The 24,767-nt window shown below is 56.7% G+C and carries 12 protein-coding genes and 2 CRISPR repeat arrays (1 of these 14 only partly in view); of the genes, 7 read left to right on the plus strand and 5 right to left on the minus strand.

Translation table 11 applies throughout. The features are described 5' to 3' along the window. Positions 1 to 84 precede the first annotated feature (84 nt). The 6 genes from RRF56_RS01595 (at position 85) to RRF56_RS01620 (ending at position 14,365) form a co-directional block, all read left to right on the plus strand. Positions 85 to 2,517: a glycoside hydrolase family 19 protein gene (locus RRF56_RS01595; protein ID WP_317033653.1), complete on the plus strand. Its 2,433-nt coding sequence runs from the start codon at positions 85 to 87 to the stop codon at positions 2,515 to 2,517. A gap of 13 nt (positions 2,518 to 2,530) precedes the next feature. After that, positions 2,531 to 2,974, plus strand: coding sequence for a hypothetical protein (locus tag RRF56_RS01600; protein WP_317033654.1), 444 nt, complete (start codon positions 2,531 to 2,533; stop codon positions 2,972 to 2,974). Then, positions 2,971 to 3,627, plus strand: coding sequence for a hypothetical protein (locus RRF56_RS01605; RefSeq protein WP_317033655.1), 657 nt, complete (start codon positions 2,971 to 2,973; stop codon positions 3,625 to 3,627). The genes RRF56_RS01600 and RRF56_RS01605 overlap by 4 nt, the downstream gene beginning before the upstream one ends. Beyond that, positions 3,624 to 3,917 (plus strand): hypothetical protein, encoded by a 294-nt coding sequence (locus tag RRF56_RS01610; RefSeq protein WP_317033656.1) that lies wholly within the window; start codon positions 3,624 to 3,626, stop codon positions 3,915 to 3,917. The genes RRF56_RS01605 and RRF56_RS01610 overlap by 4 nt, the downstream gene beginning before the upstream one ends. A gap of 2 nt (positions 3,918 to 3,919) precedes the next feature. Beyond that, on the plus strand, positions 3,920 to 12,472 hold the full coding sequence (locus RRF56_RS01615) for a DUF6908 domain-containing protein (protein WP_317033657.1): 8,553 nt from the start codon (positions 3,920 to 3,922) through the stop codon (positions 12,470 to 12,472). 90 nt (positions 12,473 to 12,562) lie between these two features. Continuing rightward, positions 12,563 to 14,365, plus strand: coding sequence for a bifunctional DNA primase/polymerase (locus RRF56_RS01620; RefSeq protein ID WP_317033658.1), 1,803 nt, complete (start codon positions 12,563 to 12,565; stop codon positions 14,363 to 14,365). A 150-nt stretch (positions 14,366 to 14,515) separates the two neighbouring features. After that, positions 14,516 to 16,326: direct repeats of the CRISPR family, unit length 35 nt; unit sequence GTTTCCATTAGTTCAACTTCCGAGGAAGTTTTGAG. 554 nt (positions 16,327 to 16,880) lie between these two features. Here RRF56_RS01620 and RRF56_RS01625 read toward each other — a convergent pair. The 5 genes from RRF56_RS01625 to cas1 are packed head-to-tail and all read right to left on the minus strand — an operon-like array spanning position 16,881 to position 20,176. After that, positions 16,881 to 17,021, minus strand: a complete 141-nt coding sequence (locus tag RRF56_RS01625; RefSeq protein ID WP_317033659.1) for a hypothetical protein — start codon at positions 17,019 to 17,021, stop codon at positions 16,881 to 16,883. A gap of 30 nt (positions 17,022 to 17,051) precedes the next feature. After that, entirely contained in the window at positions 17,052 to 17,438 is a 387-nt protein-coding gene (locus RRF56_RS01630) for a four helix bundle protein (RefSeq protein WP_317033660.1), read from the minus strand. 49 nt (positions 17,439 to 17,487) lie between these two features. Further along, positions 17,488 to 17,907, minus strand: a complete 420-nt coding sequence (locus tag RRF56_RS01635) for a four helix bundle protein (RefSeq protein WP_317033661.1) — start codon at positions 17,905 to 17,907, stop codon at positions 17,488 to 17,490. A gap of 14 nt (positions 17,908 to 17,921) precedes the next feature. Further along, the gene (cas2, locus tag RRF56_RS01640; protein WP_317033662.1) at positions 17,922 to 18,200 is read right to left on the minus strand and encodes a CRISPR-associated endonuclease Cas2; all 279 of its coding nucleotides are present in this window, start codon (positions 18,198 to 18,200) and stop codon (positions 17,922 to 17,924) included. 2 nt (positions 18,201 to 18,202) lie between these two features. After that, a complete protein-coding gene (cas1, locus tag RRF56_RS01645) occupies positions 18,203 to 20,176 on the minus strand; it encodes a CRISPR-associated endonuclease Cas1 (protein WP_317033663.1) in 1,974 nt (657 codons plus the stop codon). 197 nt (positions 20,177 to 20,373) lie between these two features. On the opposite strand from cas1, the gene RRF56_RS01650 reads away from it, so the two are divergent. Beyond that, positions 20,374 to 23,973, plus strand: a complete 3,600-nt coding sequence (locus RRF56_RS01650; RefSeq protein ID WP_317033664.1) for a hypothetical protein — start codon at positions 20,374 to 20,376, stop codon at positions 23,971 to 23,973. A gap of 133 nt (positions 23,974 to 24,106) precedes the next feature. Beyond that, positions 24,107 to 24,767: a CRISPR direct-repeat array (repeat unit 35 nt; unit sequence GTTTCCATTAGTTCAACTTCCGAGGAAGTTTTGAG) (it continues 366 nt past the right edge of the window).

Here is a 24,767-nt window from a genome sequence, read left to right on the forward strand (position 1 = left end):
TTCTTCATCCCCCCCATATCGCACGCAATACAGCAGCCATATTGCCCCATTACCGTTCAGGTATCAGTGCTCCGCGTATCCTGAATGCTTGCAAAAATTAGCCTGGCTGCTACCCAAAAAGCCGCGACCATCAGATCGCTGCTGCTGGCCCTGCTGGCCCCCCTCGCCCTCGCTGGCCTGCTAGCCGTCGCTCAGCTCACCCCCGCGATCGCCCAATTCGCAGCCCCTGTTACCTACCAAAACTTTCTCACCACCACCTTTCGCGACCTGGGCAGCGCCACCACCCCAGGGCAAATCGCTGGCCTGCCCCCCGAGCTGTCGAGCCAAACCGGGTTCGATACCGCCCGCAGCTGGCAGCCCGGCGCAGCCTTCACCGATATCCTTCGCCTCGGCGATCTGGGCAGCAGCTTCTTGCCCCAGGCCCTCACCCTGGCCGAGATTGCCCAAGCCTCTGGCGTAGACACCGGGGCCGTTTCCCTATCCCAGTTTCATTCCCTATTGCAGCGCCAGACCCTCGGCAGTCTGGCCAACCTGGCCGGTGTGCAACACCTCGCTCTGCAAGATGTACCCGCCTTGCAGAGTGCCTTCAACGCCGCCGTGCGCCCCGAACTACTGACGCTAGCCCAGCAAACCGGAGACTTGCCTGCTGGGGCCATCAACCCCGAGCAATTTGTCCAACAGGCCCTCAACCAGTTCGGCGTCACCCCCATCACCGACCTGATCTCCTCCCCAGATCACCTCTTGGGCGGGGCCAACCTGGGGGAGATTCAATTTACCGGATCAGCTCTCGACCAGCTAGAAGCATTTACCGTCGGCGACATTCCAGGGCTGGATCAAATTGAGATCGCAGACCTCGACGGCTGGCAAGACCTAGCGATTAGCGACATCCCAGGGCTGGACCAAGTCCCCTTTGGAGCCTTCCCCGGCCTGCTGTCGGGGTTAGTCAACGGGTTTGGCGGCACCCACGATGTCACCTACGGCGACAAAGAGCACACCCAAACACCCACCCAACTTTCAATCACCGGCTCTGACGTGGAAGGGTGGGCGGTGCAATGTGCCCAACCACGGGGCTGCGCCCACCTGGAGCTAGCGGGGCCAGGTAAGATGCACGGTGCCCAATGGATCGCTGGGGGCACCGGGCCGGGCCAGCAGATGGTGCGCGGCGGCAGCGGCATTCTGGCCGCCGTCAATGGCGGTATGGAACCCACCGGGCGAGTGCCCTTTGGGGCCGTGTTCAAAGTCGTGCTGTCTGACACCACCGAGTCAGAAGGAACAGGGCGATTTTCCTTATATACCCGCTTTTGCAGCAATTCATTCTTTGCGCCCCTGGGTTGTACCCCCTACTTTATTGGGCCTATCCCCATCTGGAGCACGACAGAAAAGGGCTTTGTTCTGACCGGCTCCCTGGACGGCAGCGGCGGTGCTTCTGGAGGATTACAGGTGCCCCCAGAGCTACAGCGCTATGTCAGTCAAGACCTGGGTGGTTCCTACTATGGCTCCGGCGGCTCTCCCGTGCAGATGGATGAGCCATGCCTGGATAGCTTGATCGGTGCCCTGCGCCATTCCAGTGAAGCTGCCGGAGCCAGAGAGCATATACCTCGCATCATCGCCGCCGCTAACGAGGCGGGCGTTGCCGATAAAGCTCAGCTGGCCTACATCCTCGGCACCGTTTCCACCGAGTTAGAGGGGCGTTGGAGCCCGATTAGTGAGCAAGGGGTAGGCTGTGGCACCTATGGCAGCGGCTGCTACTACGGCAGGGGCTATGTGCAGCTCACCTGGGAAGCCAACTACCGCAAGATGGGCCAGGTGTTAGGCATCGACCTGCTCAACAATCCTGACCTGGCCAACGACCCCGACACTGCCGCCAAAATTACCGTCATTGGTATGCGCGATGGCCTATTTACCGGAGTGGGCCTCGGCACCTACATCGGCAACGGCAAGGCCGACTTCCGCAATGCTCGCCGCATCGTCAACGACGCCGACAAGATGGACTACACCGCCCAGCAGTCCCAGCGCTTCTACGAGGCGCTGCAATCGTGCTCGACCCTCGAAACCCAGGCACGCGGTGGCGGCGACCTCAACGCCAAGATCATGGCCGGAGTCAGGGCCGTGCAGGCTGAAAACTTTAGTGCCTCTCGCATACCGGGCACCAACCAGGGCCGATTGGGCTGCGCGGGTATGGTCAACTACGTGCTGCACAAAGCAGGCATTCAGACCCTGGGCGGCGGCCCCCCCTACGGCAACCTGGCGGTGCGCGGCGTCGAAAGCGCCATCAAAGGCGGACGCGGCATTAGCGTCAACGTCAATGAAGCCCAGCCCGGCGACCTGAATGTGATTGATATGGGGGGCGGACGACAGCACATCGGCGTCTGTATGAATGTGGGCTGTACCCAGGTGGTGTCCAACAGTTCATCCAAGGCGGCCAGGGGCGAGGCCTCGTTCACCTGGGTGTCCGATGGCTATTTCTCGCCCTCCTATGGGGGCGGTCGACGGGCGATCTATCGAGTAACCAATTAGTGAGGCTGGCAATATGTTTGATCGATGTCTACGAAAAGCGCTCAGCGTCTTTGAGAGCAAGCCCTCTGCTTGGGCGGTCTTTGGTCTATGTTTGGCCCTGGTGCTGCACACTCTCATTTTTGTTCTGCCGGTCACCGCTCAAGACAGCCGTGAGATCACCTTCTCGGGTCGCACTCCCCGCGCCGCCGTGCAGGCGCTGCTCGACGACCAGCGCCCCCCGGAGGTGGAGGCCGAGATTGGCACCCTCTCCCAGACTGGCGACTATGGCATTGCCGACTATTGGTATGGCGAAGGCGGCGGCATGACCCTGCTGCGCCGGGTTACGGGTGGCTGGGAAACCTTTTGCGGCACGGGTGGTGCCTACCGAGCCAACGACCTGGTTGACCTCTGCGGCCTGACGATCGCCGATGCCCAGACGCTCTGGCAGCAGTACGTTGCCGATGGGGGTGGGCAATGAAGACACGGCTACTGGGTTTACTCCTGTGCGCCCTGCTCACACTGCCAGCCCTGGCCGGATGTTCGGCGCGGGCAGAGAGCGATCGCATCCTGGGGGCCGAAGTAGTACCCCCGGTCTTTCGGACGGTGGCGGCAGAGGTGCAGGCCGCATCGAGCATCCCGGTACTGCTCCCCACCCAGATCCCTGAGGCCGTTCTGAGGGAACCTGCACCTGGCCAGACAGAGGCGTTCTACACATCTTCTCAGGTGGCTGACCGAGGGGGCTATGAAATCAACCTCGACGCCATCGACCAGTGCCATGGAGCTGGGTACTGCAACTTTGGCGTACTAGGTGCAATCCGACTCACGGCAGATACCCCCACAGTGGATGAGGAATACTCCTTTTACCTTGACCCCGAATACCAGCCGATGATGCGCAGCGAAGAACCCATTACCACGGTCACCCTGAGCGGGGGGATCACCGGCACCTTTATTCCCTGGGTGTGCGGGGCTAACTGCAACGCAGCCAAAGTCTTTTGGGAGGAACAAGGGATTCGGTACTTCGTCGGCATTCGCTCTGGCCAAATGCGCGATGTGGTAGCGATCGCCAACGCCATGATTGAGAATCAGCCTGCGTCAGGCATACCTTCTGCCGTTAGTGAGGACACGAAATGAGCCAAACAGACCCGTTCGGTAGCCCTGGCCAACCCGATCAGCAGCTCACCCCTGAGTGGCTAGATCTTCTTCGCTCTGTCTGCCCCAACTTACCGGAGGACGACTCTGGGCCAGAGGGCAAACCGGAAACGGGGTTACTGATTCCGGCTGATGACCCGTTCTGGGATCAGGCAGCGGCCTTGGGGTATGACCGACCCGATGTAGAGCCGGTCTTTTATCCCCCAGTCAGCGACGTGTTGATGACTTCGTTTCTAGATTCTGTGTTTGGCCCACTTTCTGTTAATCCCTAGCGATGGATGTCAACGATCAAATTGAGCTGACCCGTGCCTACGGCGATCACTTTAGGGCGGGCCATGCCTTCCGCAATATTGTGGAGGCCAGGACGTTTGCGGCGACGGTTCTGGGGGTGCCCGTCGAGCCTTCTACGATGCTAGCCAAGGAGGTAGATGAGGCGATTGAGTCGGGGCTGGTGCAGGCTGCCCGACAAATCGTGAGCGATGCTGATGGCGATCACCTCCTGGCCTTCGACGATCTGCTGTCGCTCTATGAGGCTCAGCCCAATCTGCTGGTCAGAACCTCTGACAGCATGGCTCGCCAGGCCTACTCCACCCCGTTGCCCATGGCCTTTGTAGCAGGGCTGATCGCCCAGGTGCATTCCTCGGTCACCGTCTACGAACCCACGGCGGGCAATGGCTCCCTGCTGCTGCTGGCCGACCCGGCCCAGGCGATCGCCAACGAGCTCCATCCCCCCCGCGCCGCCCAGCTGCGCACCCAAGGGTTTGCCGTCACCGAACACGATGCCACCCAGCATCGCCCGGATCGCCCCTATGACGTGCTGGTGAGCAACCCCCCCTTTGGGCTGGTACGCGAGAACGGTACTGGCCCACCCCGGCGCTGGCAGCATGGCCCCGTCAACACTCAGAAAATCGACCATGCGATCGTGCTCCAGGCATTACAGGGGCTTTCCCCCGAGGGCAGGGCATTACTCATCATCGGGGGCCACATGGGCAATGCCAGCGCCCGCCAATCGGCCTACCGGGGACAGGCCGACCGCAGTTTTTATTCCTTCCTCTACCAGCAGAGCGGCTGGAAGGTGGACGATCACTTCACCCTGCACGGCTCGATGTATCGACGGCAGGGAGCCGGGTTTCCCATCGACTTCATCTCCATCGCGGGCCAAGGCTCCACCGACCTCAGACTCCCCGGTGCTCAAGCCCCCCGTATCTATGACCGCTATAACGATCTCCGAGAGGTAGTCATCCATGCCGCTAGAACCTATGACGCAAAGTATCTGGAACTCTCCCACCCCGTTGAACTACGCCCTGGAGCACCCCGACGAACTGATTCAGGTTTGGACGCCGCCCCGTCGGCAAGGCATGACCCAGGCCGAGGCCGGAACCTGGTGGACGACAGTGCCGGTACCTCTAGGTTTGCCCTTGACGAGCCTGGAGGATTACCGCGCCCGCTTGCTCTGGATGATGGAGATCAAGCTGTCTCAATTCTTGCTAGACAGGCAGGCGGAAGGGATGTCACTGCATCCGGCGATCGATTTAGCCAATCGCCAGATCAGCTCGGTGCTGCCGGATCTCCAATGGATATCGGGAACAGGGAGTCCGCTGGAGCGCCTGCTGAATTTGGATCATTCACCCCTGCGGGAATTGATGTTTCCCCTGGGAGTAAACGAATTTCCAGTGTCGCCCGAGACGATGGTGACCGACACCCTGGAGATGCTCACCGACCGCTGGAACCTGATCGACTGGCTGAACAACCTGCAATATCGACTAACGGAGGACTCCTGATGGTAGCTCAAGCGAATACCGAGGAAGATATCCTCCAGCAACCCCAGGATGATGCCGTCACCCTGCCCTACAGGCCGCGATCGCAGGGCTACTCCCTGGGAGTCTTGGCCCCCGCTTCGGCCATCACCGCCTACGGCAACGTGTTGGACCGCATCGAAGCCACCACGGGGCTGGGGGTCGATGCCTACGTTCAAGATCGACTGCAAGAACCCGACCTTGACTCCCTCTATAGCCACTACGCGGCAGAGCAGATCGACACCCTGGCCATGGCCATCTACAACCATGAGTACAAGCAGCAGGCGACGGTCGTCGGGCACGATACGGGCATTGGTAAAACCCGGATTGTGGCGGGCCTCTGTCGCTACGCTCAGAACCAGGGATTAACGCCTGCGGTAGTGACCGCTGACCCCGCCCTCTACAAAGACCTGGTCTACCGCGATGGGCCAGACACCGGTAACCAGTTCCGCCCTTTCATTACCAACAATGGCCTGGGTGTGGATGTCGAAAATAGCCAGGGCGAAGTGATTGGACGGATTGAAACCCCTAAAAACAATGGGGTTAATGTCCGCCAGTTTGCCGAACTGGGCACCATTGGCGACCACAACTTACTGATGAGTACCTATGCCCAACTCCAGGGTTTGGCCAGCAAAGATCGGCGGGCACTGTTTGAAGCGCTGGCCCCCAACCTGTTTCTGATTGCCGACGAGTCCCACAAAGCCGGTGGCCCCGCTGGAGAGTTTGAAATTAGTGGCTACGAGGAAGCGGCCAGAGCCAAGAAGATAGCCGCCGGTAAGTTTATCGCCCCGGTGACCGAGTTTTTTCAAGATCTCACCCAGAAGGTAGGTGGGTTTGTCGCTAGCTCTGCAACGGCGATCAAAGAGCCGGTGGTGGCTGCCCGGCTGTTCTACCACACCACTGACTTCAAAGATGCTGCCGAAGACCAAAAGACCTTTGCCGGACACCTCCAGGCGGGCGGTGCCGCCATGCAGCAAATGGCCTTTGGGCTCTGGTCAGAGTCCGGTGGGTGCATTCGCTTCCAGAAAGACTACTCCGGCGTTGACTTCAGCCCAGCCCCGGTGGCTGTCAACCTCGATCGCGCCGAAGCCAACATTCAGCTGATGGCCGCCATCAATCGCTTTGATGAGTACAAACAAGGGCTACTCGAAGAACTCGACACCCGCATGGCCGAGACCGGCGAAGCGCTGTTCCGCCATGACACCCATGTGGGCTATGCCGGAGTTGAGTCAACGACCTTTACCTCGGTGGTGCATAACCTGGGAGCGATCTGCGCGATCGGGCTCAAGGCCGAATCTACCGCAGATCTGGCGATCGCAGAGCTAGAGTCCGGGCGCAAGCCGGTGATTATGCTTCAGCGCACCGGGGAGTCGGTGCTCAAAGACCTGGTGAATCTGACCAATGGGAGCATCGAGACCCATAATGCCCTCTTTCCTGATGACCAGCGGTCTATCCTCAAGCCCGGTGATGCCTTCGACATTACGGCGGGGGAATACTTCAAGCGATACCTAGACGCGGCTCGAACGATTCGGATTGTCGGTGCCCACGAGGATGAGGGAGGCGGGAAAGTCATTCTGCCCCACTACCTGAGCGACGACGAATTGGGCGAACGGGGAGTAGAGATGTATAACCAGGTGCTGACGGCGATTGAGTCCAGCGACTGGACGGGGCTACCCGCCGACCCGATTGCCTACATGGAGGCCCGCATTCGACAGGCGGGCTACAACGCGGTGGAGATGACCGGACGGAGCCAGCGACTGGAGTACCAACCAACCGAAGACGGGGAATGGGTAGCGACCTACCAAACCCGCAAGTCGGGTACCGCTGCGAAGGTGGCGACGATCGCCGGGTTCCAGAACGGCACCGTCGATGCGGTGATCACCAACCTGACTACCGGCTACTCACTCCATGCTGCGATTAATGGGGCCACAGACCTCAGACGCCGCTCGATGCTGATTCTTCAGGCTCACCCCGATGTCAACCAGTGTGAGCAGTCAATCGGGCGCACTCACCGCAGCGGGCAGCTCGACCCGGAGGTACACCCCGCCCCCGGCACCGACCCTGAGGGGAACCCCCAGTGGGGGCAGAAGGCTGGTGAGTTTGGCCTGCCCATGTTCAAGCTCGTCTACGGGGAAGGCTTACCCACCGAGGCCAGGGCGATGGCCGTTTTGATGAACAAAATGCGGGGGCTCAAGTCCAACACCGCAGGCACGGGCGAAAGCCAGTTCTCTGGGGCCGATGTGCCTGACTTTTTAAACAAGTACGGCGATCAGGCGGCGGCCAACGCCATGGCGGCGATGCCCGAGGTCAACCAAACCCTGGACTACCCCTGTAGCCCCCCCGACAAAGATGGAGATGTCAGCTATGGCGATGTGCGCAAGCTAACCGGGCGGGTGGCTATTCTGTCGAGCGATCAGCCGCCGACTCCAGCGGCTCCCCATCCATCCCTGGCCCTTCAGGGTGAGGTTTACGACCTGTTGATCTCCGAGTACAACGGGCTTAAGGATCGGCTGACGGCCATGGGGGCATGGGATCTCGATGCCCAAAAGATGGATCTAGATGCCAGGCCTCTGCGCCGGAAGATGCTCCACAACGGCGATGGGGGCAACCCGTTCCGGCAGCCCGTCTACGCCCTGGAGGTGGAGGCCAAGACCGGGGGCAAACCCCAAACTACGTTGCAGGTGGTGCAGTCAGTTTGTGATGCCCTGGATCTAGCTAAACCCGACGACATGGAGGGGATTGATCTAACGGTTGATGGCGCGATTCGCCAGGCCGGACAGGCTCACGCCCAGGAGATGGTGGTGCGGGTGACCGCAGAGGGCGACGCCTTCCGGGAGGGTAGAGCTGAGCATTTCACAGAAGCACTGAATCGGGCTCAACAGCAGCTTGAGGAGGCCAATACCCGACGCGAGGGGCTGAGGGGTGAGCGCGATCAGTTGACCACAGCCCTAGAACAAGTTGCCCCGGAGTACACCACCGCCAGGGAGGCGCTGAGCCAGGTGGGAGAGGCGACCCCGGAGCGGGAAGCTGAGCTGGAAGGCCAGTATGAGCAGCGTCGGGTTGATACGCGTAACGCCCTCAAAAAAGTTGAAGGGAAGCTAACTAAGCAGGAGCAGCGGGTCAAGAAGGCTGATAAGAAGGTCGCTGATGCCGAGAAGGATAAAGCTCAGAGCGCCATGATTTTGACGGCCCAGCAGAACGGTGTGCTGGGGAAGCTGCGGGAGTTTCCCATTGGTGCTCCGGTGCAGTTGGCCTCCCTCGATACCAGCCGAGCGCTGCCAGGGGTCATCGTCGGAGTTACCCGCCAGCAAAATGCCTCCAACCCAATCAACCCTGGGTCATGGCGATTCAGGATTGCCCTGGCGGACGAGGCGGGAGAATTGTCGGTCAAATTTAGCGAACTCGGCCGCGATGTCTCGCTCAAACCCCAGGAAAATTCCTTTGTATTCAAGAATCAGCCGGGACAAGTGTTGCAGCAGTACACCGAGGTGCCGACCTACAGCGTCTTTGACGAAAAGCAGATGGCCTCCCGCGAGCATCGCATGATGGTGGTGGGTCAGGTGCTCAAGTCTGACCTCGTCGGTCGATTTGCCTTGATGCAGGATAACGAGGGGGAGTACCACCCGGCCTACCTGTTGGCCAAGGGGATCGACGCCGGAGAAATTGATAATCGCCCAATCTCGATTCAGCAGCCCGATCAGTTGATGGCATTCCTCTCGGCAACATCGAGGGCGGCCAGCTTCACCGATCGCGATGGCGTTCTAGACGCTGAGTTTAACCTGCGCAACGAGCTGGTGTTGACGGTGCCCACCAGCAGCGCGGGCAAGAAGTTTTACCAAGACCGAGAGCTGCTCGACCTGGCGCAGGGGGAGTTTGTCTCTGGGACTCGACGGGTGGAAGTCGACAAGCCAGGCCGCACCACCGACGAGAAGATGATGCAGATCAAAATTGGCGATGCCAAGGCCCAGGACGATGTACTGGCCTACCTCGTCACCCGGCGCGGCATCAAGGCTACATCGCACCTGGAAGAGGCGACCGCCGCCGTGGGGGGAGAAACGGCAGGCTGGGAACCGGCAACCACCTGGCTCCCAGCGGGTAACGAGGTCACCAGCAGCGACCGCAGCCGGGCTATTCACCCCGTTTTGCGCGCCGAACTGGAGCGCAACCCTGGGCTGATCCCTGACCCTGCCGAGGACTCGTCCCCCAGCCGCTGGGAGGTGATGAACGCTGTCTCCGATCGCCTGTACTCCGGCAGCAATCTGGCCGACCTCAAGGCCGAATTCAACCTCTACGAGCCACCCCCACCCGCGTTGACCTTTGACACCCTGGTTAAAGGCGGGGTGCTACAGACTGACGGGCAGCCCCTGCACCCAGAGGCGATCGCTTTCCATGAGTATCTCAGTGACTCGTCTAGCGGTGCGACCCCCGATGTCTTGATGCAGCGGGCCGTCGAGGCTCTGGGTGGCGAGATATCCCAAGATGCGGCAATTGAGGCGATAGGACGCACCTACCGTTGTCTGAGCGATCACCTGGAGTCTGGCCTGGGCCTAGAGATGGCTAAGTCCGCCATGGACAACGAGGACTCTGCCTTCTTAGGGCAGTTCGCCGCCGACAGCCCTGAGCTGGAGGAACGTATTGCCGGGGCTGTGCGCCAGGTTGTTGCAGAGGCCTTTGATGAGGCGATCGCCGTCCAGGCCCAGGAACAGCAAGATGAGGCTGTGCGGCAGGTGGGCCGACAGCGGCTGCGCGAGATGTCCCGCGAGGGTGGCCCCCAGGTGCTAGCACCGTCGCAGCAGACGTCCCCGATCGCCCAAAACGTTGCCCGCCTGCTCCAGCAGGGCGGGCTTCAGCATGCGGTCATGGTCGATGGGGACGACGATTTTCATCTCAGGGTGCCCAATGAACCCTACATGGATTTGGTGGTTGAGTCGCACCCCAATGGGGTGGGCGGCAGTGATTTGTACCTGACCCACTACGCCACCGGCAACGGCGATATGTGGGTCGATACTGAGATGAAGATGGGCATTCAGCCAGATGGACATCTTCAGTTTGTTGAGACGGCGGTGCAAGGGTTTAATGGCGGCGAACTGCGTGCCCCCGATCGCGCCTTTGGCATGATATTTGCTCAGAACTTGCTGGAGCAGGGCTTTGGTGAGGCGATCTCCGAGGCTTATCTGACGCAGCTGGGCCAAGAGGCGATCGCAAATGCTGATGGGCCATCTCTGGAGCCTATGAGCCCTATAGAGGCGCTATTCCAACAGCGCCCCGATCTGTTCCATGCGTTTGATCGCGCTGAATTTGAGGCACTGGCTTCCGACTCGCCTGAAATTCTCTATCAAGATGGTGAACGGGGATTCCTATGGTTGGAGGGTCACGACAACCCCTATGCCTATCAGCAAGATGCGGTGAGAGAGGCAATGGCCGGGGTCTCGATTTCTCCACCTGATTTCCTGGCTGAGGATGCCCCTTCAGAGCCTCACCTTGCATCTGCCCACGACCCGCAGGTTACCCCGGAGACGCCCCTGGCAGGGGCCGTAGGAGCCACAGACATGCGGCCCGCCCAAGATATTTATGACGATCTGGGGCTGGTGGTGCAACCCTTATACCCTCAATCCTCTCAGGATGCGCCTGTCAGCAGCCCGTCGCCACAGCCTGACCCGACCACTGATGCAGATGAGGTATTGCTTCCCGAGCTTGGCCCTGGGCCACACCATCCCCACCTGAAGCGCTTTGCTGAACTCAAGGCCGACTACCCAGAGGCTGTTGCTTTTGTCCGAGTCGATCAGGCCTACGAGACTTATGCCGAGGATGCGCAGATCGCGGCCTATGGCGTAGGGCGACCCACTCAACCTATGCAGTGGGGACTTGACCCCGACTGCGAGGGTTTAAGCGTCAATACCGCTGAGCTGCAAGAGCAGATTATTCCAACCCTCACCCAGGAGGGCATTACTGTGGTTGTGGCTGAGTTGCACCCGCAGCTGGGCTTTGAGGCGCATGGGGCCGTGCGCGTCTACGAGGCCGATCTAGAGCGGTTTCACGATGCTGCTTTTACCCCACTCCCAGAGGTAGAGGTGCCAACGGGGTCTCCTGGACTTGAGGCGCTAGAGCATGGTGGCGCTGTACTCACCTTTGAGGCTGGGGAGCGGATTTGGGCACTACAGCTTTCTCAGGATGAACTGGCTATGGTCAACGCATCTATGCAAAATGCCAAGGCCGTGGTGCGTGAGAGTGGTATACAGGTTGGGGCTCAATGGATGGAGCGGGCGGCCACTACCATCGCCACGAAAGCCTTAGGTGATGAGCATGGTGACCCTGTAACCATCGAGGGTGCTGTTGGTCAGCTAATGGCCGAGTTCTATACCTCGCTAGATGCAGCGGTCAACCCCATGATTCAAAGTGCTACGCCATTCGAGCGGCAGGAGGATGGCCAGGCGAGCGCCGTTCCCGGTGGAATAGATCCCCCCTCTACAATTCCTATCGTTGAGCAATCCTCCGTCGATACTCCGTCTGAGGCGTCACCGGCTGTCCTAGCAGAGCCGGTACAGAGCCAAGCTGTGCTTAAAGATTTGCGTGAATGGTACTCCCAGGCGCGGGCCTTGGGGCGATCGCCGTCGCACCTGGGTCGCATTGAGCAGATCGGCCAGGCGATCAAATCGGGGCATGAAGGGGAGTACGGCGACGTAGACAGAATCACGCGTCAGCATGACCAAAAGGCTCATCTCCAGCAGGCCACTAACGTTTTGGCCCAGTCTAAATACCTGTTAGCTCAGTTAGGGCAAGATCAGCCCGATGGCTCCAAAGTCTTTGCTGGTAAGACCTATACCCTTCTCAGCCAGGGCGATGAGATCGCTGTTTTGGCGAGAGAACGAGGCGAGATTTTTAACGCTAAGGGCAGCCGAGTTTTGCACAGTCAGGGGCTGAGTGCCGAAGATGCCCACAAGTTTAGTGCCCAAGTGTCTCGGGTGCGGCAGGCCCTAGCGGTACAAACTACCTCTCACCCAGCCGCTATCCCAGCTGTCTATGATCGGTAGTACCCCTACAAATTTAGTCAGATGGCCAAGCCCTTGATGTTGATGGACTGCCCCTGAGTCAAGCCCTCCCCCATTGCTCACATTTCACTAATGAACGCACTATCGCCACGGCCAAAGCAGCCATCCGTGCAGGATGTCGCGAAGTGGTTGTTGAAAAATAACCTACCGCCGCTCCCCATTGCGCCAGAGCAGGATGCTTACCAGTACCCCAAGGTAAATCCTGACCGCCCAGACAGGGGGATTTACTGCCATATCCCCTTGGTTGAAGTTGATGGGAAGCTCTGCCCGGTCTCTAGATTTACCGGCAAGAATCCTAGCTACCTGGATGCTGATGGCCATCCGCACAGTGTCAATCATCGGGACTTTCAGTCCAGAATGCCTGACCCGAGTGAGCTGGATGCCTGGTTTTCCAATCCCCAGAATGGAATTGCCACGCTGGGCAATGAGCGCACCGTGTTCATCGACTTCGATGTGAAAAACTTCGGCTCCCGGGAGGCCTGTGATGCCGCTGTTCTAACGTGGGCTGAGAGCCATCCTCAACTCAAGCAGACCTACGCTGAGCAGACCCATCGAGGCGGGTGGCATTTTATCGTGCAACTGGAGCACCCCAAAGACTTTACTAACTTTGCCCTAGAGCCCGGTGGCCTGCATGTGGGTGAGGTGCTTGGCGTCGGCAGGGTTTGTGTACTGGCTCCCACCATTGGCCCCACCGGTAATCCTTACCGGGCTAGGCATCTTGTGGCGGCCCCATTGACCATCCCAGACCTCTCAGCGATTGGAATATTCAAATCAGGGACTCAGGCAACAAAAAGCTCTGAGCATAGTGTCCCTATTGGCAAGGCTATTCCTGTCAAGGCTCGGCCTCGACGCATAAAGACGCTGCCAGGGAGTTCAACTGTAGACCTGTCAGATCTGATCTCAGACCGCGCCAGAGACGTTCTAGCAGGCGGTGGGGGTGGGCATAGCGATCGCTCCTATGCGATCGTGTCGCTAGCCCGAGAGGCATTCGGTTGGGAGAACTGGGCCAGAGAGAATAGTATCCCCTTGAGCGGGCAGAGTGCTGAAGCGTTGACGATCCAAGGGGGATTGGCCCACGGGGCTGATGAAGATCACATTCATAGAATTATGGATGGAGCGTCATTGGAACTGGCCCGCCCCTCCTGTGAGTATCAAGGGACTGAGTTCCCCTGGGTACGATTACGAAAAGTTTCTCCGACGATGTTTGAGCAAAAGGCTCCGCTAGCCATGGAGCTGCCGGTAGATCGAAGTCGACTAACCGTGAAGCCTAATCAAATTGTTAATGAGCCCGTCGATCTAAATCATGACTTGTTATGTGCGGCCAGTCGGGTTTTGCATGAGAGAGGGCAAGTTGGAACTGATGATTTGATGCTTGTCTTTGTTGGTGATCAATATGCCGTCAATCTTAATAAAGAAGGAAAACTTGGTATTTTGAAGGATGGACGAACTATTTTCGCATATGAGGAAAATAAAACTGTCTTTAATCGATCGCAAGCCAGCGACCCAAAATTACTTCTGGTTGATGCAAAGATTGAACCTAGTTTGCAATCTAATGCAGAGAAACAGGCTGCTGACAGGCAGCATTCTTCTAAATCAGTTGAATTACTAAATCTTGCTTCTTTTATCCTTTCTCGTGCTGGTCAGCCTAGTGAGCTTGGCGGGTTTAAAGTTGAGGGCCGAAGAAACTCAGTCATCTTGACCGAGGAGGGGGTTTTGCTAGCTACTCAAGAAGGGAGAACTGTCTTGAGGGCAAAAGGATCAGCAATAGAATTTAGTCGAGCATCTGAGCCTGTTTTAGAAGACTTTAGGAATGCGGTTTCTGTCTTAAATCAGCAGAATCTGAGGCAGAGTAAGCCTTGGCAGGCTCAGATTTAGTCTGCTTAATAACCTTTGCCGTCAGTAACTGAAGAGGTTGATTGAACCGCCCTAACTTGGCTGTATTAACGATGTGTCGAGCAAAAATTTCTACCCAACTTGTTACGAGTCAAGAGCGAAACGGCGATTTTGCCCATGGGCAAAATCGCCGTTTCCATTAGTTCAACTTCCGAGGAAGTTTTGAGAATCACTCCTCCTGAGGTCTTACTCATCGGGATGATGACGTTTCCATTAGTTCAACTTCCGAGGAAGTTTTGAGCACAGTTCACGACAGGCAAGTCGATTGTCCAAACGGTTTCCATTAGTTCAACTTCCGAGGAAGCTTTGAGCATTTATTCCGCGGTCTCAAGCACAAGAGCTTGAAGTTTCCATTAGTTCAACTTCCGAGGAAGTTTTGAGGAGTTGGGGACGGAGGAAACTCCCCCGTGTGCAAGGGTTTCCATTAGTTCAACTTCCGAGGAAGTTTTGAGGAGTCATGCTTTGGAGAGGGCCAAAAAACAAGGTATCAAGTTTCCATTAGTTCAACTTCCGAGGAAGTTTTGAGACACTCTTGCCAAAGCTTGATGAAAATCAAGTAGAGTTTCCATTAGTTCAACTTCCGAGGAAGTTTTGAGCACACCAGCAACGGTGCGGCCTGCTACACTGATTCCCGTTTCCATTAGTTCAACTTCCGAGGAAGTTTTGAGCTGCGGACTATTTTCCGTTTCCGCTGAGCTTGCTAGTTTCCATTAGTTCAACTTCCGAGGAAGTTTTGAGACTTGTTCCAATCTGTCCGCTTGCAGGCGTTGACGAGTTTCCATTAGTTCAACTTCCGAGGAAGTTTTGAGCCGACCCTCCGACGCGAGGGCCAGGACAACCGGGCGTTTCCATTAGTTCAACTTCCGAGGAAGTTTTGAGGCTAAATGCTAAATAGGACAACGCCTATGAATCGATGTTTCCATTAGTTCAACTTCCGAGGAAGTTTTGAGTGAAAACGCAGTGGGTGTACATCTACTGCTCAGAAGTTTCCATTAGTTCAACTTCCGAGGAAGTTTTGAGCCGAGGAAGAGCATGACGAGGCGATTGAGGAATTGTTTCCATTAGTTCAACTTCCGAGGAAGTTTTGAGCAGTAACAGTCTTCGACGCTACTTTTGGCGGAATGTTTCCATTAGTTCAACTTCCGAGGAAGTTTTGAGGACCGGCCAATTTCACACGCATGACAGCGTGGTTTACGGTTTCCATTAGTTCAACTTCCGAGGAAGTTTTGAGATTTATGCTGCTCTTAGAGAACTATACTCTGAGCATGTTTCCATTAGTTCAACTTCCGGGGAAGTTTTGAGGATATCGAATCCTCCGAAGGAACGGATACCTGTCAAAGTTTCCATTAGTTCAACTTCCGAGGAAGTTTTGAGGGGTTGGCAAAGACGAAGTTGATCCTCTTCCTGACGGTGTTTCCATTAGTTCAACTTCCGAGGAAGTTTTGAGGCTTTGGGTAGAAAGTGACTACATGTTGCTTTCGTGCGTTTCCATTAGTTCAACTTCCGAGGAAGTTTTGAGTTGGGTGTGGGGTTGCCTTGTTGACCACCACCCTTGTTTCCATTAGTTCAACTTCCGAGGAAGTTTTGAGATGACCGGACTTTTGTTGTTCATCAGCCATGTTGTTTCCATTAGTTCAACTTCCGAGGAAGTTTTGAGCAGGTACCCTCGTCGGGAGCTTACCCGACGCGCCAGCGTTTCCATTAGTTCAACTTCCGAGGAAGTTTTGAGGATAAAATTGGGGTTGAGAGGTTTTTTTACAAAGTTTCCATTAGTTCAACTTCCGAGGAAGTTTTGAGCTGTTTCCGAAGCCGAATTTAAAGCTATCGTTGACGGGTTTCCATTAGTTCAACTTCCGAGGAAGTTTTGAGGCTACCGTGACCTCTACCCGTGTCCCGATTCTGGGGAATGTTTCCATTAGTTCAACTTCCGAGGAAGTTTTGAGGGTTGGGTTCTAGAACCCTTGCCACGCCTGCATTCTACCCCACCCTTTTCGTCGGGGTCTACCCCACCTACCTGTTAATGAGATTCTCTCGCAATAACACCCCATGAAAAACCTCTGAAACCCTTGTGCATCAAGGGCTCCGCTGGGTTTGACGAGAGAATGAGGGTTTTGGCGATCCACAGACTCTGAGAAGAAATGGAGCATGGAAGAGTTTTTCTGTTCTGACAGCGAGAAAATCCCTAAAATCACGGTTGACGCTCCAAAATGGGGTTTTGTGTTTTCCTTTAGCTAAGGCTTCCTTGAAAACAGTCTGCTCAGAAGCCGTTTAGGGCCTCTGGTTAACGGATTATAGTCCTCATGGGAGATCACCTTGATCGGCACAATTTGATCGCCATCGTCTTGGCACAGTAATCGGTAGCGTCGGGTAACCGGAATCCTGATAACATCGCGCATCATCTCTAGCCGTTTGCCCGATAACTGCCAGTAGTTAGTTCCTTGCTGGAGAGCAGACATTATAGTCCTGGCTTTTTTCACAATGGCCACAGGCAAATGACTCAACTCGATGGCATCCCCTGCAAATAGGGCTTGCCATTGTTCTCGCTGCTGCCGCCGCTGGCTAAACCGTTTTTGCTTTCGGGCAACTTGTTCAGTACAACGGTGGCAATACCGGCCATAGCCTCGGTGGCTACAGGCAAAGCGCTTTTTGTGTCTGCGACTGCGATGGCTCATGACGACACCGCCCAGCCATCGGCCTGCTCGATCAGCTTGCCCGTAGCCGCCAGTACCAGGCTGTAGGCATGGAATAACTCTTGCCCGGTTTCGGCATCCAGATAGTCACACAAGATGGCAAACTCCAGCCAGGTTTGGGTCTCGGCGGCTTCGGCCTCAACCTCGTTGAGCTTGGCGACAAACGCCTTTTTGTAGCGCCGCTTTTGCCATGCCTCGGCCAGGTTGGCGCACACCGAGCGAGACGATCGCAACATTTGCTCTGTTAGCAGATGCCGCTCAGCCTCAGGAAAGGTCTGGGACAGCTCAAAGATTTTCATGGCCGATTCAAAGGCTTTTTGGTAGACCAGCAGTTCCCTGTGGGAGGCGATGAAGTCGGGGGTCATCGTGAGGACTCCTTTGGTGAAGAGGTGGGGAGATGGGGAGGGGATGAGGTTACGCGATCGCTGGCAGGGCCGTTTCAGCGTTTTTCTCCAGGGAAATCGTCGCCGTAGAAGCTGTTGCCATCAGATGATCAAGGGCAGTGTAGAGACTGCGATAGTGGTCATATAGGTCTTGTCCAGCATCTGGGGCGAGATAGCCTGCTGCGATCGCCGCTTCGATCCAGGTCTGCATTTCGGCGGATTGCAATTGAGCGGTGCTGAGGGCCGCGATAAACCCCTCGTGATGTCGTCGTTGGCCCAAGGCAGCAGCAAGATGGGCTCGAACGGCCTGCGATGTGGCTAAGAATTGTTGGATCAAGTAAACCTCTGACGCTTCTAAGAGAGGCTGCGCCCAACGGGCGACTGCCACCGAACCTTGAAAAGCCATTTGGTAGACCTGTAGCGTTTGCAAATGATGCGTAGGACGTTGCATGATTATTTCTCCTGTCAAACAATGAAGGCGGTGTCGTCTACTTGGCGGGCGGGTTGATTGCCAAGAATGAGAACTTTTCGGCGGGTGTGGGCCGACATGGGGTAAAAGCGCACCTGGTCTTCGTCAGCGTTGATGTAGTGGGCTAGCTTCTTTTGCAGCATTTCGAGCTGCTTGTCGGTGAGTACACATTCAAAAACCGACTTCTGCACCCGCATGCCGTAGCCCTCTAGCAGGTGGGCGGCTTTGTTGCGGCGATTGTCTTTGACGATGTCGTAGGCGATTAGGTAGAACATGGCTACTTCTCCCACTTCATCGGGCGATAGACCTCCTGCTCGCCCAGGAGGCAGGCGACGTATTCCCAAACTTGCAGCTCAAAGCAACGGCGATAGCTGACCTTAATACCCGTGTGGGGATGCACGATTTTCTTATTGAGATACTCCTCCCACCGCTGCAAAAACTTCTTCAGAGCATCGGGCTGGAGGTATACCCCGCCCCGAACATCGGGGGGCGTAAAGTCTTCCTCGGTAAAGAGGTTGGTGTTAATCAGGTACGCCACCAGTGAATCAATCACCGGAGCCCGAAACTCTTCCACCAGGTCGCACACCAGCGACGGACGGTTTTTCTGCGGTTTGTGGAGATTGCCAAAGTGAGTGTGCAGCCCTACCGTCTCTACCATTGAGTGCAGATTCTGCGACAGTAGCGTATAGCCTAGGCTCAGCAGGCTATTCACTGGGTCGGTAGGTGGGCGACGGGTGCGCTTCTCAAACTCGAACTTGCCCTTGAGCAGCGAGGCATAGGCTCGAAAGTAGAGGTTGGCCCCCTGGCCCTCGTAGCCCAGCATGGTCTCAATGCTGTCGGCCTGGGCCACCTGCTGCATCAGCTCTGGTAGTGCCCGAATGGCCTCCGCCGCCAGATCGGTAGGGCGTTTGCGCTGCATCCGTTGCAGCACCACCCGGCTGTTGTGCAGTTTGGCCAGAATGATGGCCTGGGCCTGGCGGTGGGTAAAGACCGAGTCTTGGGCGTGGAGCACCTGCTGGGTGAGGTAGTCGATCTGGGCGTGGCCCTCGGTGTCGAGCCTGCCAAAATAGCGGCCATTGCTGGCCAGGTACAGCACCGGAATGCGGCGCTGAAGCGCCAGGCTGACCGCCCCATGGGAGAGGTTGCAGCAGCCAAACAGCACCACATGGCTTACCTGGTTCACCGGCACGCTGATCTTCAGCGCTTGCTCGTGAAACACCTGAAACTGCTTGTACTTGACGCGCACGTAAGCGCCCTGGTCGGTGACGTAGAGAGTGGTCATGGGTTCGCTCCAATAGGTATCGAGGTCTGATGGACGGCGCTGCCGCCGAGTTTTGACGATGCTGCACGCCTTGGGCGGGCCGACGGGGCCACGGGGCGGCTGGCGGGGCTTGGCCGCCGCAGGCGACAGGGCACGGGGCGGAGCTTGGGCTTCGCCATTGGCAAATAGGTGGCCCAAAAAGGTAAATTCCTCGGTGGGTGGAATAATGCGGGTCTTGTCAGGGTGCAGCGACAGGGCCAGGTCGGTGAGCAGGTCGCCCATCAGATTGAGGGCGCGGTGGGCCTGCACCCAGCTTTGGCTGACCACCACGCAGTCGTCGCCGTAGCGCACCAGAGGAATGCCGTACTCCACACAGGTGCGGTCAAAGCCGCTGAGGTAGAGGTTGGCCAGCGCCCCGGATAGGCTGCTGCCCTGGAGTACTCCTTTATTGAGAAACTGCCGCTGCCCGTGGACGACGATGCCCGATTTGAGCTGCTGCTCTAGCAGGCCCATGGTGGTGGCACTCAGGCCCAACTGCTCTAGCTGCTCTAGCAAGATGGGCCAGGAGAGATGGTCGAAGAACTGCTGAATGTCAGCCTTGACTACCCAAGTGGGCTGGTGCTGGTAAAAAGCCATCACCCGATCCACAGCCTGGTAGATCGAGAGGCCGGGTCGGTAAGCAAAGCAACTGTCGCTAAAGGTTTCTTCGAGGTAGGGGTAGATGGTTTGCAGTAAAAACCGCTGCACAATGCGGTCTTGGACGGTGGGAATGCCAATCAGGCGGCGACCGCCGCTCTTTTTGGGTAGCCAAAACCCACGGGCGGGGCTGGCTAGGTAGCATTCGCGCTTGAGCTGGAGTTGCAAGTGGCGCAACTGCTCTTGGGCGACCCCGGCAAAGAGATCGGGGGTGATGCCGTCTACCCCGGCGGCTTTGCTGCCCCGCTGGACGAGATACCAGGCGGCGGCAAGCTGTTCAGTCTGGATATTCATGGGCTTGTCTCCCTTGCGGTAGCTGGGCTTTGCGGCCCATGAATCTACCTTCGCAAGCGGAGATCTGAGTACAGATATGGGTTATCTGAGTTGGGAATATGACTTGGATATGAGTTTTTGAAAGGAAGAGTGCGGAGGTCGTAGGGCGAAACGATAGAGGCGGCTAATATTGGGGAGAAACAAGCTTTTTCACCGTTATGCCGGGGCGATCGCTACAGCTATCTGAAGCAGGGCAGCAGCAGGCCCGGCAGGCGCTGCTGGTGAGAAACCTGACCCAAAAAGCGATCGCCAACGAGTTAGCCCTTGCCTCGTGGTCAACGGTGAACAAGTTCTTCAACGGCAAACCCGTTGACCGCTTTATCTTTCAAGAAATCTGTACAGCGCTGGGGCTGGAGTGGGGGGAAGTTGTTGAAAATGGGGAGAGTCTTAATCCAATACCCCCCACCCCCCCATCTTCACCACCCCACCTCCTCAGAGCTACCCAAACCCAAGCCACTGCTGCCCGCGAGGCTCTGAACCCAAGGATTCTAGAGCGCATTCCCAGGGTGGTAGTGCGGGAAAAGTATCTGGGGGCGATCGCACGGGGCGTCCACGAGCAAAAAGAACGGTTGATCGCCATCATTGGCCCAGCGGGCTACGGCAAAAGCACGATTTTGGGCGACATCTACGATGAACTGCTAGCGGCAGAGACGCCCTGGGTAGGGCTGGTGCTGTGCAGCAGTTTGTCGCTGTCTACCAGCTACCTAGGGTTTATGTCCTACGGACTGGTGGCTTCCACCATGGCGGGGCCGGTGCCTACTGGCCTATCTCAAAACCAGCAGGAGATGATCGCCAATGCCCTGGGACAGAGCCTGTGCGGCGAGTCGTGCTCGGTAGTGGAGGTGTGTCAGGAACTCAACCACACGTTAGGCCGAGGCGTGCTGCTGATCGACACCCTTGATCTGGTGATCAATCGCGATTTTGTGGTGGCCTTTGGGGCGTTGATGCGCCAGGTGTTGGCCGGGGGCACTACGGTGGTATTTACCTGCCGCGACCACGAGTACAACGACTACCTGGAGCCGGTAAATGAGCGATTGCCGGGGCTAAGTCAGGCGGCGGATCGCTACTCGGTGCCCAACTTTTCTACTGCTGAAATTCGGGCGGCGGCGGTAGCCTTTTTTCGCACCCTGGCCCCAGATCAGCCGGAGCTAGGTCAGGCATTTGCCGATAAGGTGTTGGCTCTGTCTACCGACAACCGCTCCCTGCGCGACATTCTGGAAAGCCCGCTGCTGCTGGCCCTGTTGTGCGACCTGTTTGGCGAAGCGGGGGATGTGCCCCCCGACCTAACGGTAAGCAAGCTGTACCAGCGCTACTGGCAAGAGAAAGTGGCCTATAGCCGCATAGACCAAAGCCACTATTCCCCCTTGGCAATGGAGAAAGAAGCCTTTTGCTTGGGGATCGCCCAACGACTGTTTGAGCTATCGGAAAGCCGTCTGTGCGAGTCGTTTTACCGCGACGACTTGGGGCTGAGCTTTACCCCGGCCGTGCTAGCCGCCTACAACGATCTGCTCAGCGAAGGGGTGCTGACCCCTTTGGGAAATGGAAAGGTGCATTTTTTTCACCAGACCTTGCTGGAATATGCGATCGCCTACTGGCTCACCCGACAGTCAGCCACCGCCCAGCGCCACCGCTTTTTTGAGCACCTTCAGCAGCCCGACGCTCAGGCCCAGCGCACTCACTGGCTGCCGGTGCTGCGGCAATTTTTGGCGATCGCCGACGAAGCCGAGTTTGAAACCTGGGTGACCCAGCTCGACCTCAATGCCATGGGCATCTTTGGTGCGGTGGCCTACGCTGCTGTATCGCGCGATCGCCCCGATGCCCTGCGGCGGCTATTGCCTACGGCCCTGCACCTGGGCGAACACCATCAGCGACGGCTGCAGCAAGCGCTGATGGCCGCTCCTCGTCACCTGATTGAGGCGGTATGGGATCTGGTCTTAGCCCTGTTACAAGAGGCAGAGCACCTGACCGCTGGACAACTTGCCCAGATGACAGGGGTATTAGTTGATCGTTGGTGGTCATCGCTACAGGTGCACCTGGTCGGCACCGTAACGGCGATCGCCTCTCGTGCCCCCATTGACCATCCTAAATTTCCCGCTGGATATGATGATCGAGGTCAACTGTTGGGGCGATTTTTACAGCCCTGTATGGAGCGCATACAAGCTCACCCGGCACCAGAGTTATTGACGGTATTGCGCCAACATATTCATATCCTGGGCCATGGCACCGCGACAGGGGTGATTTATAGCCACCAACAGACGCAGCCTGAGGCGCAGCAAGACCTACTCAGACGGCTCCTAGAAAAGCCTGTGCCCCGGTATGAAGACGTTAAGCTGGCCCTATTTATTTTTGTCGCTGACTGTCTACCGAGCCACCTCACGATCGGATGCTTTCCCTTGGGGCAAAGCTGGGATGAAGTACTCCATAGCCATCACCCCGACCTATGGGAACTGGTGCAGATCAAAGCTGTAGGTCGTTGGGCCGCTCGGGATGAACCTATTGGTCAGGCTATTTTGCAGGATTACCTATTTGGCAGGCGCGATCGCTCTGGGCGTAATCTTAAAGCCTTGATCGAAGCGATGGGCCATGGTGCTGGCTCTATGCTGATTAACTGGCTACAAGCGCTACCTGAAGAGGCCCTCAAGAGCTTGCCCTGGGATCGTCTGAAAAAAGTCTTCACCGCTGGTACAGTGGCAAACTTGCCAGCCCCTACCCAAGAACAACTAGCCATATGGCTGTTGCCCGCTATGGGCACTCACCCTGACGTTATCTACTCACTGCTGAATCGATTGGCCGATCAGTCATTAACGGCTCGACAGGCTCTATTAAGCCAAGCCGAGACACTACCACAGCCAATTCAGAAAGAGATTGGCAATCAACTGCTACGGTTCCAGCCCATTCAGGCCCATCCTCCGCTCAGCCAGCTGGCCTTTAAGGATCAGCGCTTTCTAATTTCTCTATACCAACAGCAGGCTAGCGAGAACCCTGCTGCCCGGGCCAAACTGCTGTCAGCAGCCATCGGGCACCATAAAGAGGCGGCTGTAGCCGCTACCCACGAGCTAGCCCAAGTGTGCGGTGACCACCTCACCCCTACTGACCTATTACCGCTGTTGCGATCGCGCTTTGTAGGCGTGAGGGCGAATGGTCTACTTGCCGTGTCAGCTCTAAATAACGGCAATACTGATACAGCCACCCCCCTATCTGGAGACAGCCTCATCCAGATAGGTCAAATCCTTTCTTCAGAGACAAATCCTACGGTGGTGCGTCACTTCTGCGACTTAGCCACAGGCTGGATTCAACAACACAACCAGCTCCCGGCTACTCTATTGCCCGTTCTGGGGATCTGGTTAACTCGCATGACTAGCCAGGGCGACTTAGAGGGTGGCCTTGGCCGATCTATGGCCCTGCTTTTAAAGGCGATCGCCCGCAGTGAAGACCCTCGACTTGATATCGAATCACTTAACCAGTTGGTGCAGCAGTTGCTCATGGCCATCCCCATGACCCAGCTTAAAAATGGCGAGATCGAAGCCATTGACATGCTCTGTGCTCTGCATCGCCTCGACCCCGCTGTGCTGTCTACGCTGATCGACCAGATGCTGCCAGAGCTGCTGCGCCTGGGATGGCTCCGCAATGTGGCCAGCATCATCAAAGTGGCCCGCAAACTAGAGGGGCCACAGTCGCCCCAGCTGGATATCGTGATGCAGCGCTATGGCAGTGATGCAGCGGTGGAGAGTCTGGTGCTGGAAGCCCGAGGAATTTGAGGAAAGGCAAAAGGCAGAAAAAACCGAAGAAATAGCAGCCCGTAGGGTGCATTCGCGGCCCAAACTTCCATTTTGCTAAAGTCCCAGATCTTGCTCGATGGGCCGCAATGCACCGCTTTACTCAAGGAAATCAGTTTCCATTAGTTCAACTTCCGAGGAAGTTTTGAGGCGTTCATGACAGTTTGTTTAGAAGATCCTTTAGGTTTCCATTAGTTCAACTTCCGAGGAAGTTTTGAGTGGGACTCTGGGTATGGCTTGGGTCAAAGATGACCGTTTCCATTAGTTCAACTTCCGAGGAAGTTTTGAGAAGTAGAACCGAATGAAAGTTCAAGTGGCTTAGAGTGTTTCCATTAGTTCAACTTCCGAGGAAGTTTTGAGAAATCGTACCTCCACAAGGCCCCAAAGTGGTCAGCGAAGTTTCCATTAGTTCAACTTCCGAGGAAGTTTTGAGCAAATTTGACTTGTGAAGGCCGTGGAGTGCTTGATCAGGTTTCCATTAGTTCAACTTCCGAGGAAGTTTTGAGCGCCTGGATGGTAACAATAATGGAATGGGCTGAGACGTTTCCATTAGTTCAACTTCCGAGGAAGTTTTGAGCCTCTATCTTGGGAATGAATGCAGCCCAAATAATGAGTTTCCATTAGTTCAACTTCCGAGGAAGTTTTGAGGTTTTGTCTCTTTTGGTTATTATTTCGACATACCATGTAGTTTCCATTAGTTCAACTTCCGAGGAAGTTTTGAGAATTACCGGGAAATCCAAGAGGGGAGAGAATGTTTCCATTAGTTCAACTTCCGA

Origin of the sequence: Nodosilinea sp. E11, assembly GCF_032813545.1 — a bacterium.
GTDB lineage: Bacteria > Cyanobacteriota > Cyanobacteriia > Phormidesmidales > Phormidesmidaceae > Nodosilinea.

What these genes read in the sequence shown, in the direction of transcription:
- RRF56_RS01600 (WP_317033654.1), top strand. Translation starts at nt 2,531, where the DNA reads ATGTTTGATCGATGTCTACGAAAAGCGCTCAGCGTCTTTGAGAGCAAG.
- RRF56_RS01615 (WP_317033657.1), top strand. Translation starts at nt 3,920, where the DNA reads ATGGATGTCAACGATCAAATTGAGCTGACCCGTGCCTACGGCGATCAC.
- RRF56_RS01595 (WP_317033653.1), top strand. Translation starts at nt 85, where the DNA reads ATGCTTGCAAAAATTAGCCTGGCTGCTACCCAAAAAGCCGCGACCATC.
- RRF56_RS01620 (WP_317033658.1), top strand. Translation starts at nt 12,563, where the DNA reads ATGAACGCACTATCGCCACGGCCAAAGCAGCCATCCGTGCAGGATGTC.
- cas1 (WP_317033663.1), bottom strand. Translation starts at nt 20,176, where the DNA reads ATGAATATCCAGACTGAACAGCTTGCCGCCGCCTGGTATCTCGTCCAG.
- RRF56_RS01650 (WP_317033664.1), top strand. Translation starts at nt 20,374, where the DNA reads ATGCCGGGGCGATCGCTACAGCTATCTGAAGCAGGGCAGCAGCAGGCC.
- RRF56_RS01610 (WP_317033656.1), top strand. Translation starts at nt 3,624, where the DNA reads ATGAGCCAAACAGACCCGTTCGGTAGCCCTGGCCAACCCGATCAGCAG.
- RRF56_RS01630 (WP_317033660.1), bottom strand. Translation starts at nt 17,438, where the DNA reads ATGACCCCCGACTTCATCGCCTCCCACAGGGAACTGCTGGTCTACCAA.
- RRF56_RS01635 (WP_317033661.1), bottom strand. Translation starts at nt 17,907, where the DNA reads ATGCAACGTCCTACGCATCATTTGCAAACGCTACAGGTCTACCAAATG.
- cas2 (WP_317033662.1), bottom strand. Translation starts at nt 18,200, where the DNA reads ATGTTCTACCTAATCGCCTACGACATCGTCAAAGACAATCGCCGCAAC.
- RRF56_RS01605 (WP_317033655.1), top strand. Translation starts at nt 2,971, where the DNA reads ATGAAGACACGGCTACTGGGTTTACTCCTGTGCGCCCTGCTCACACTG.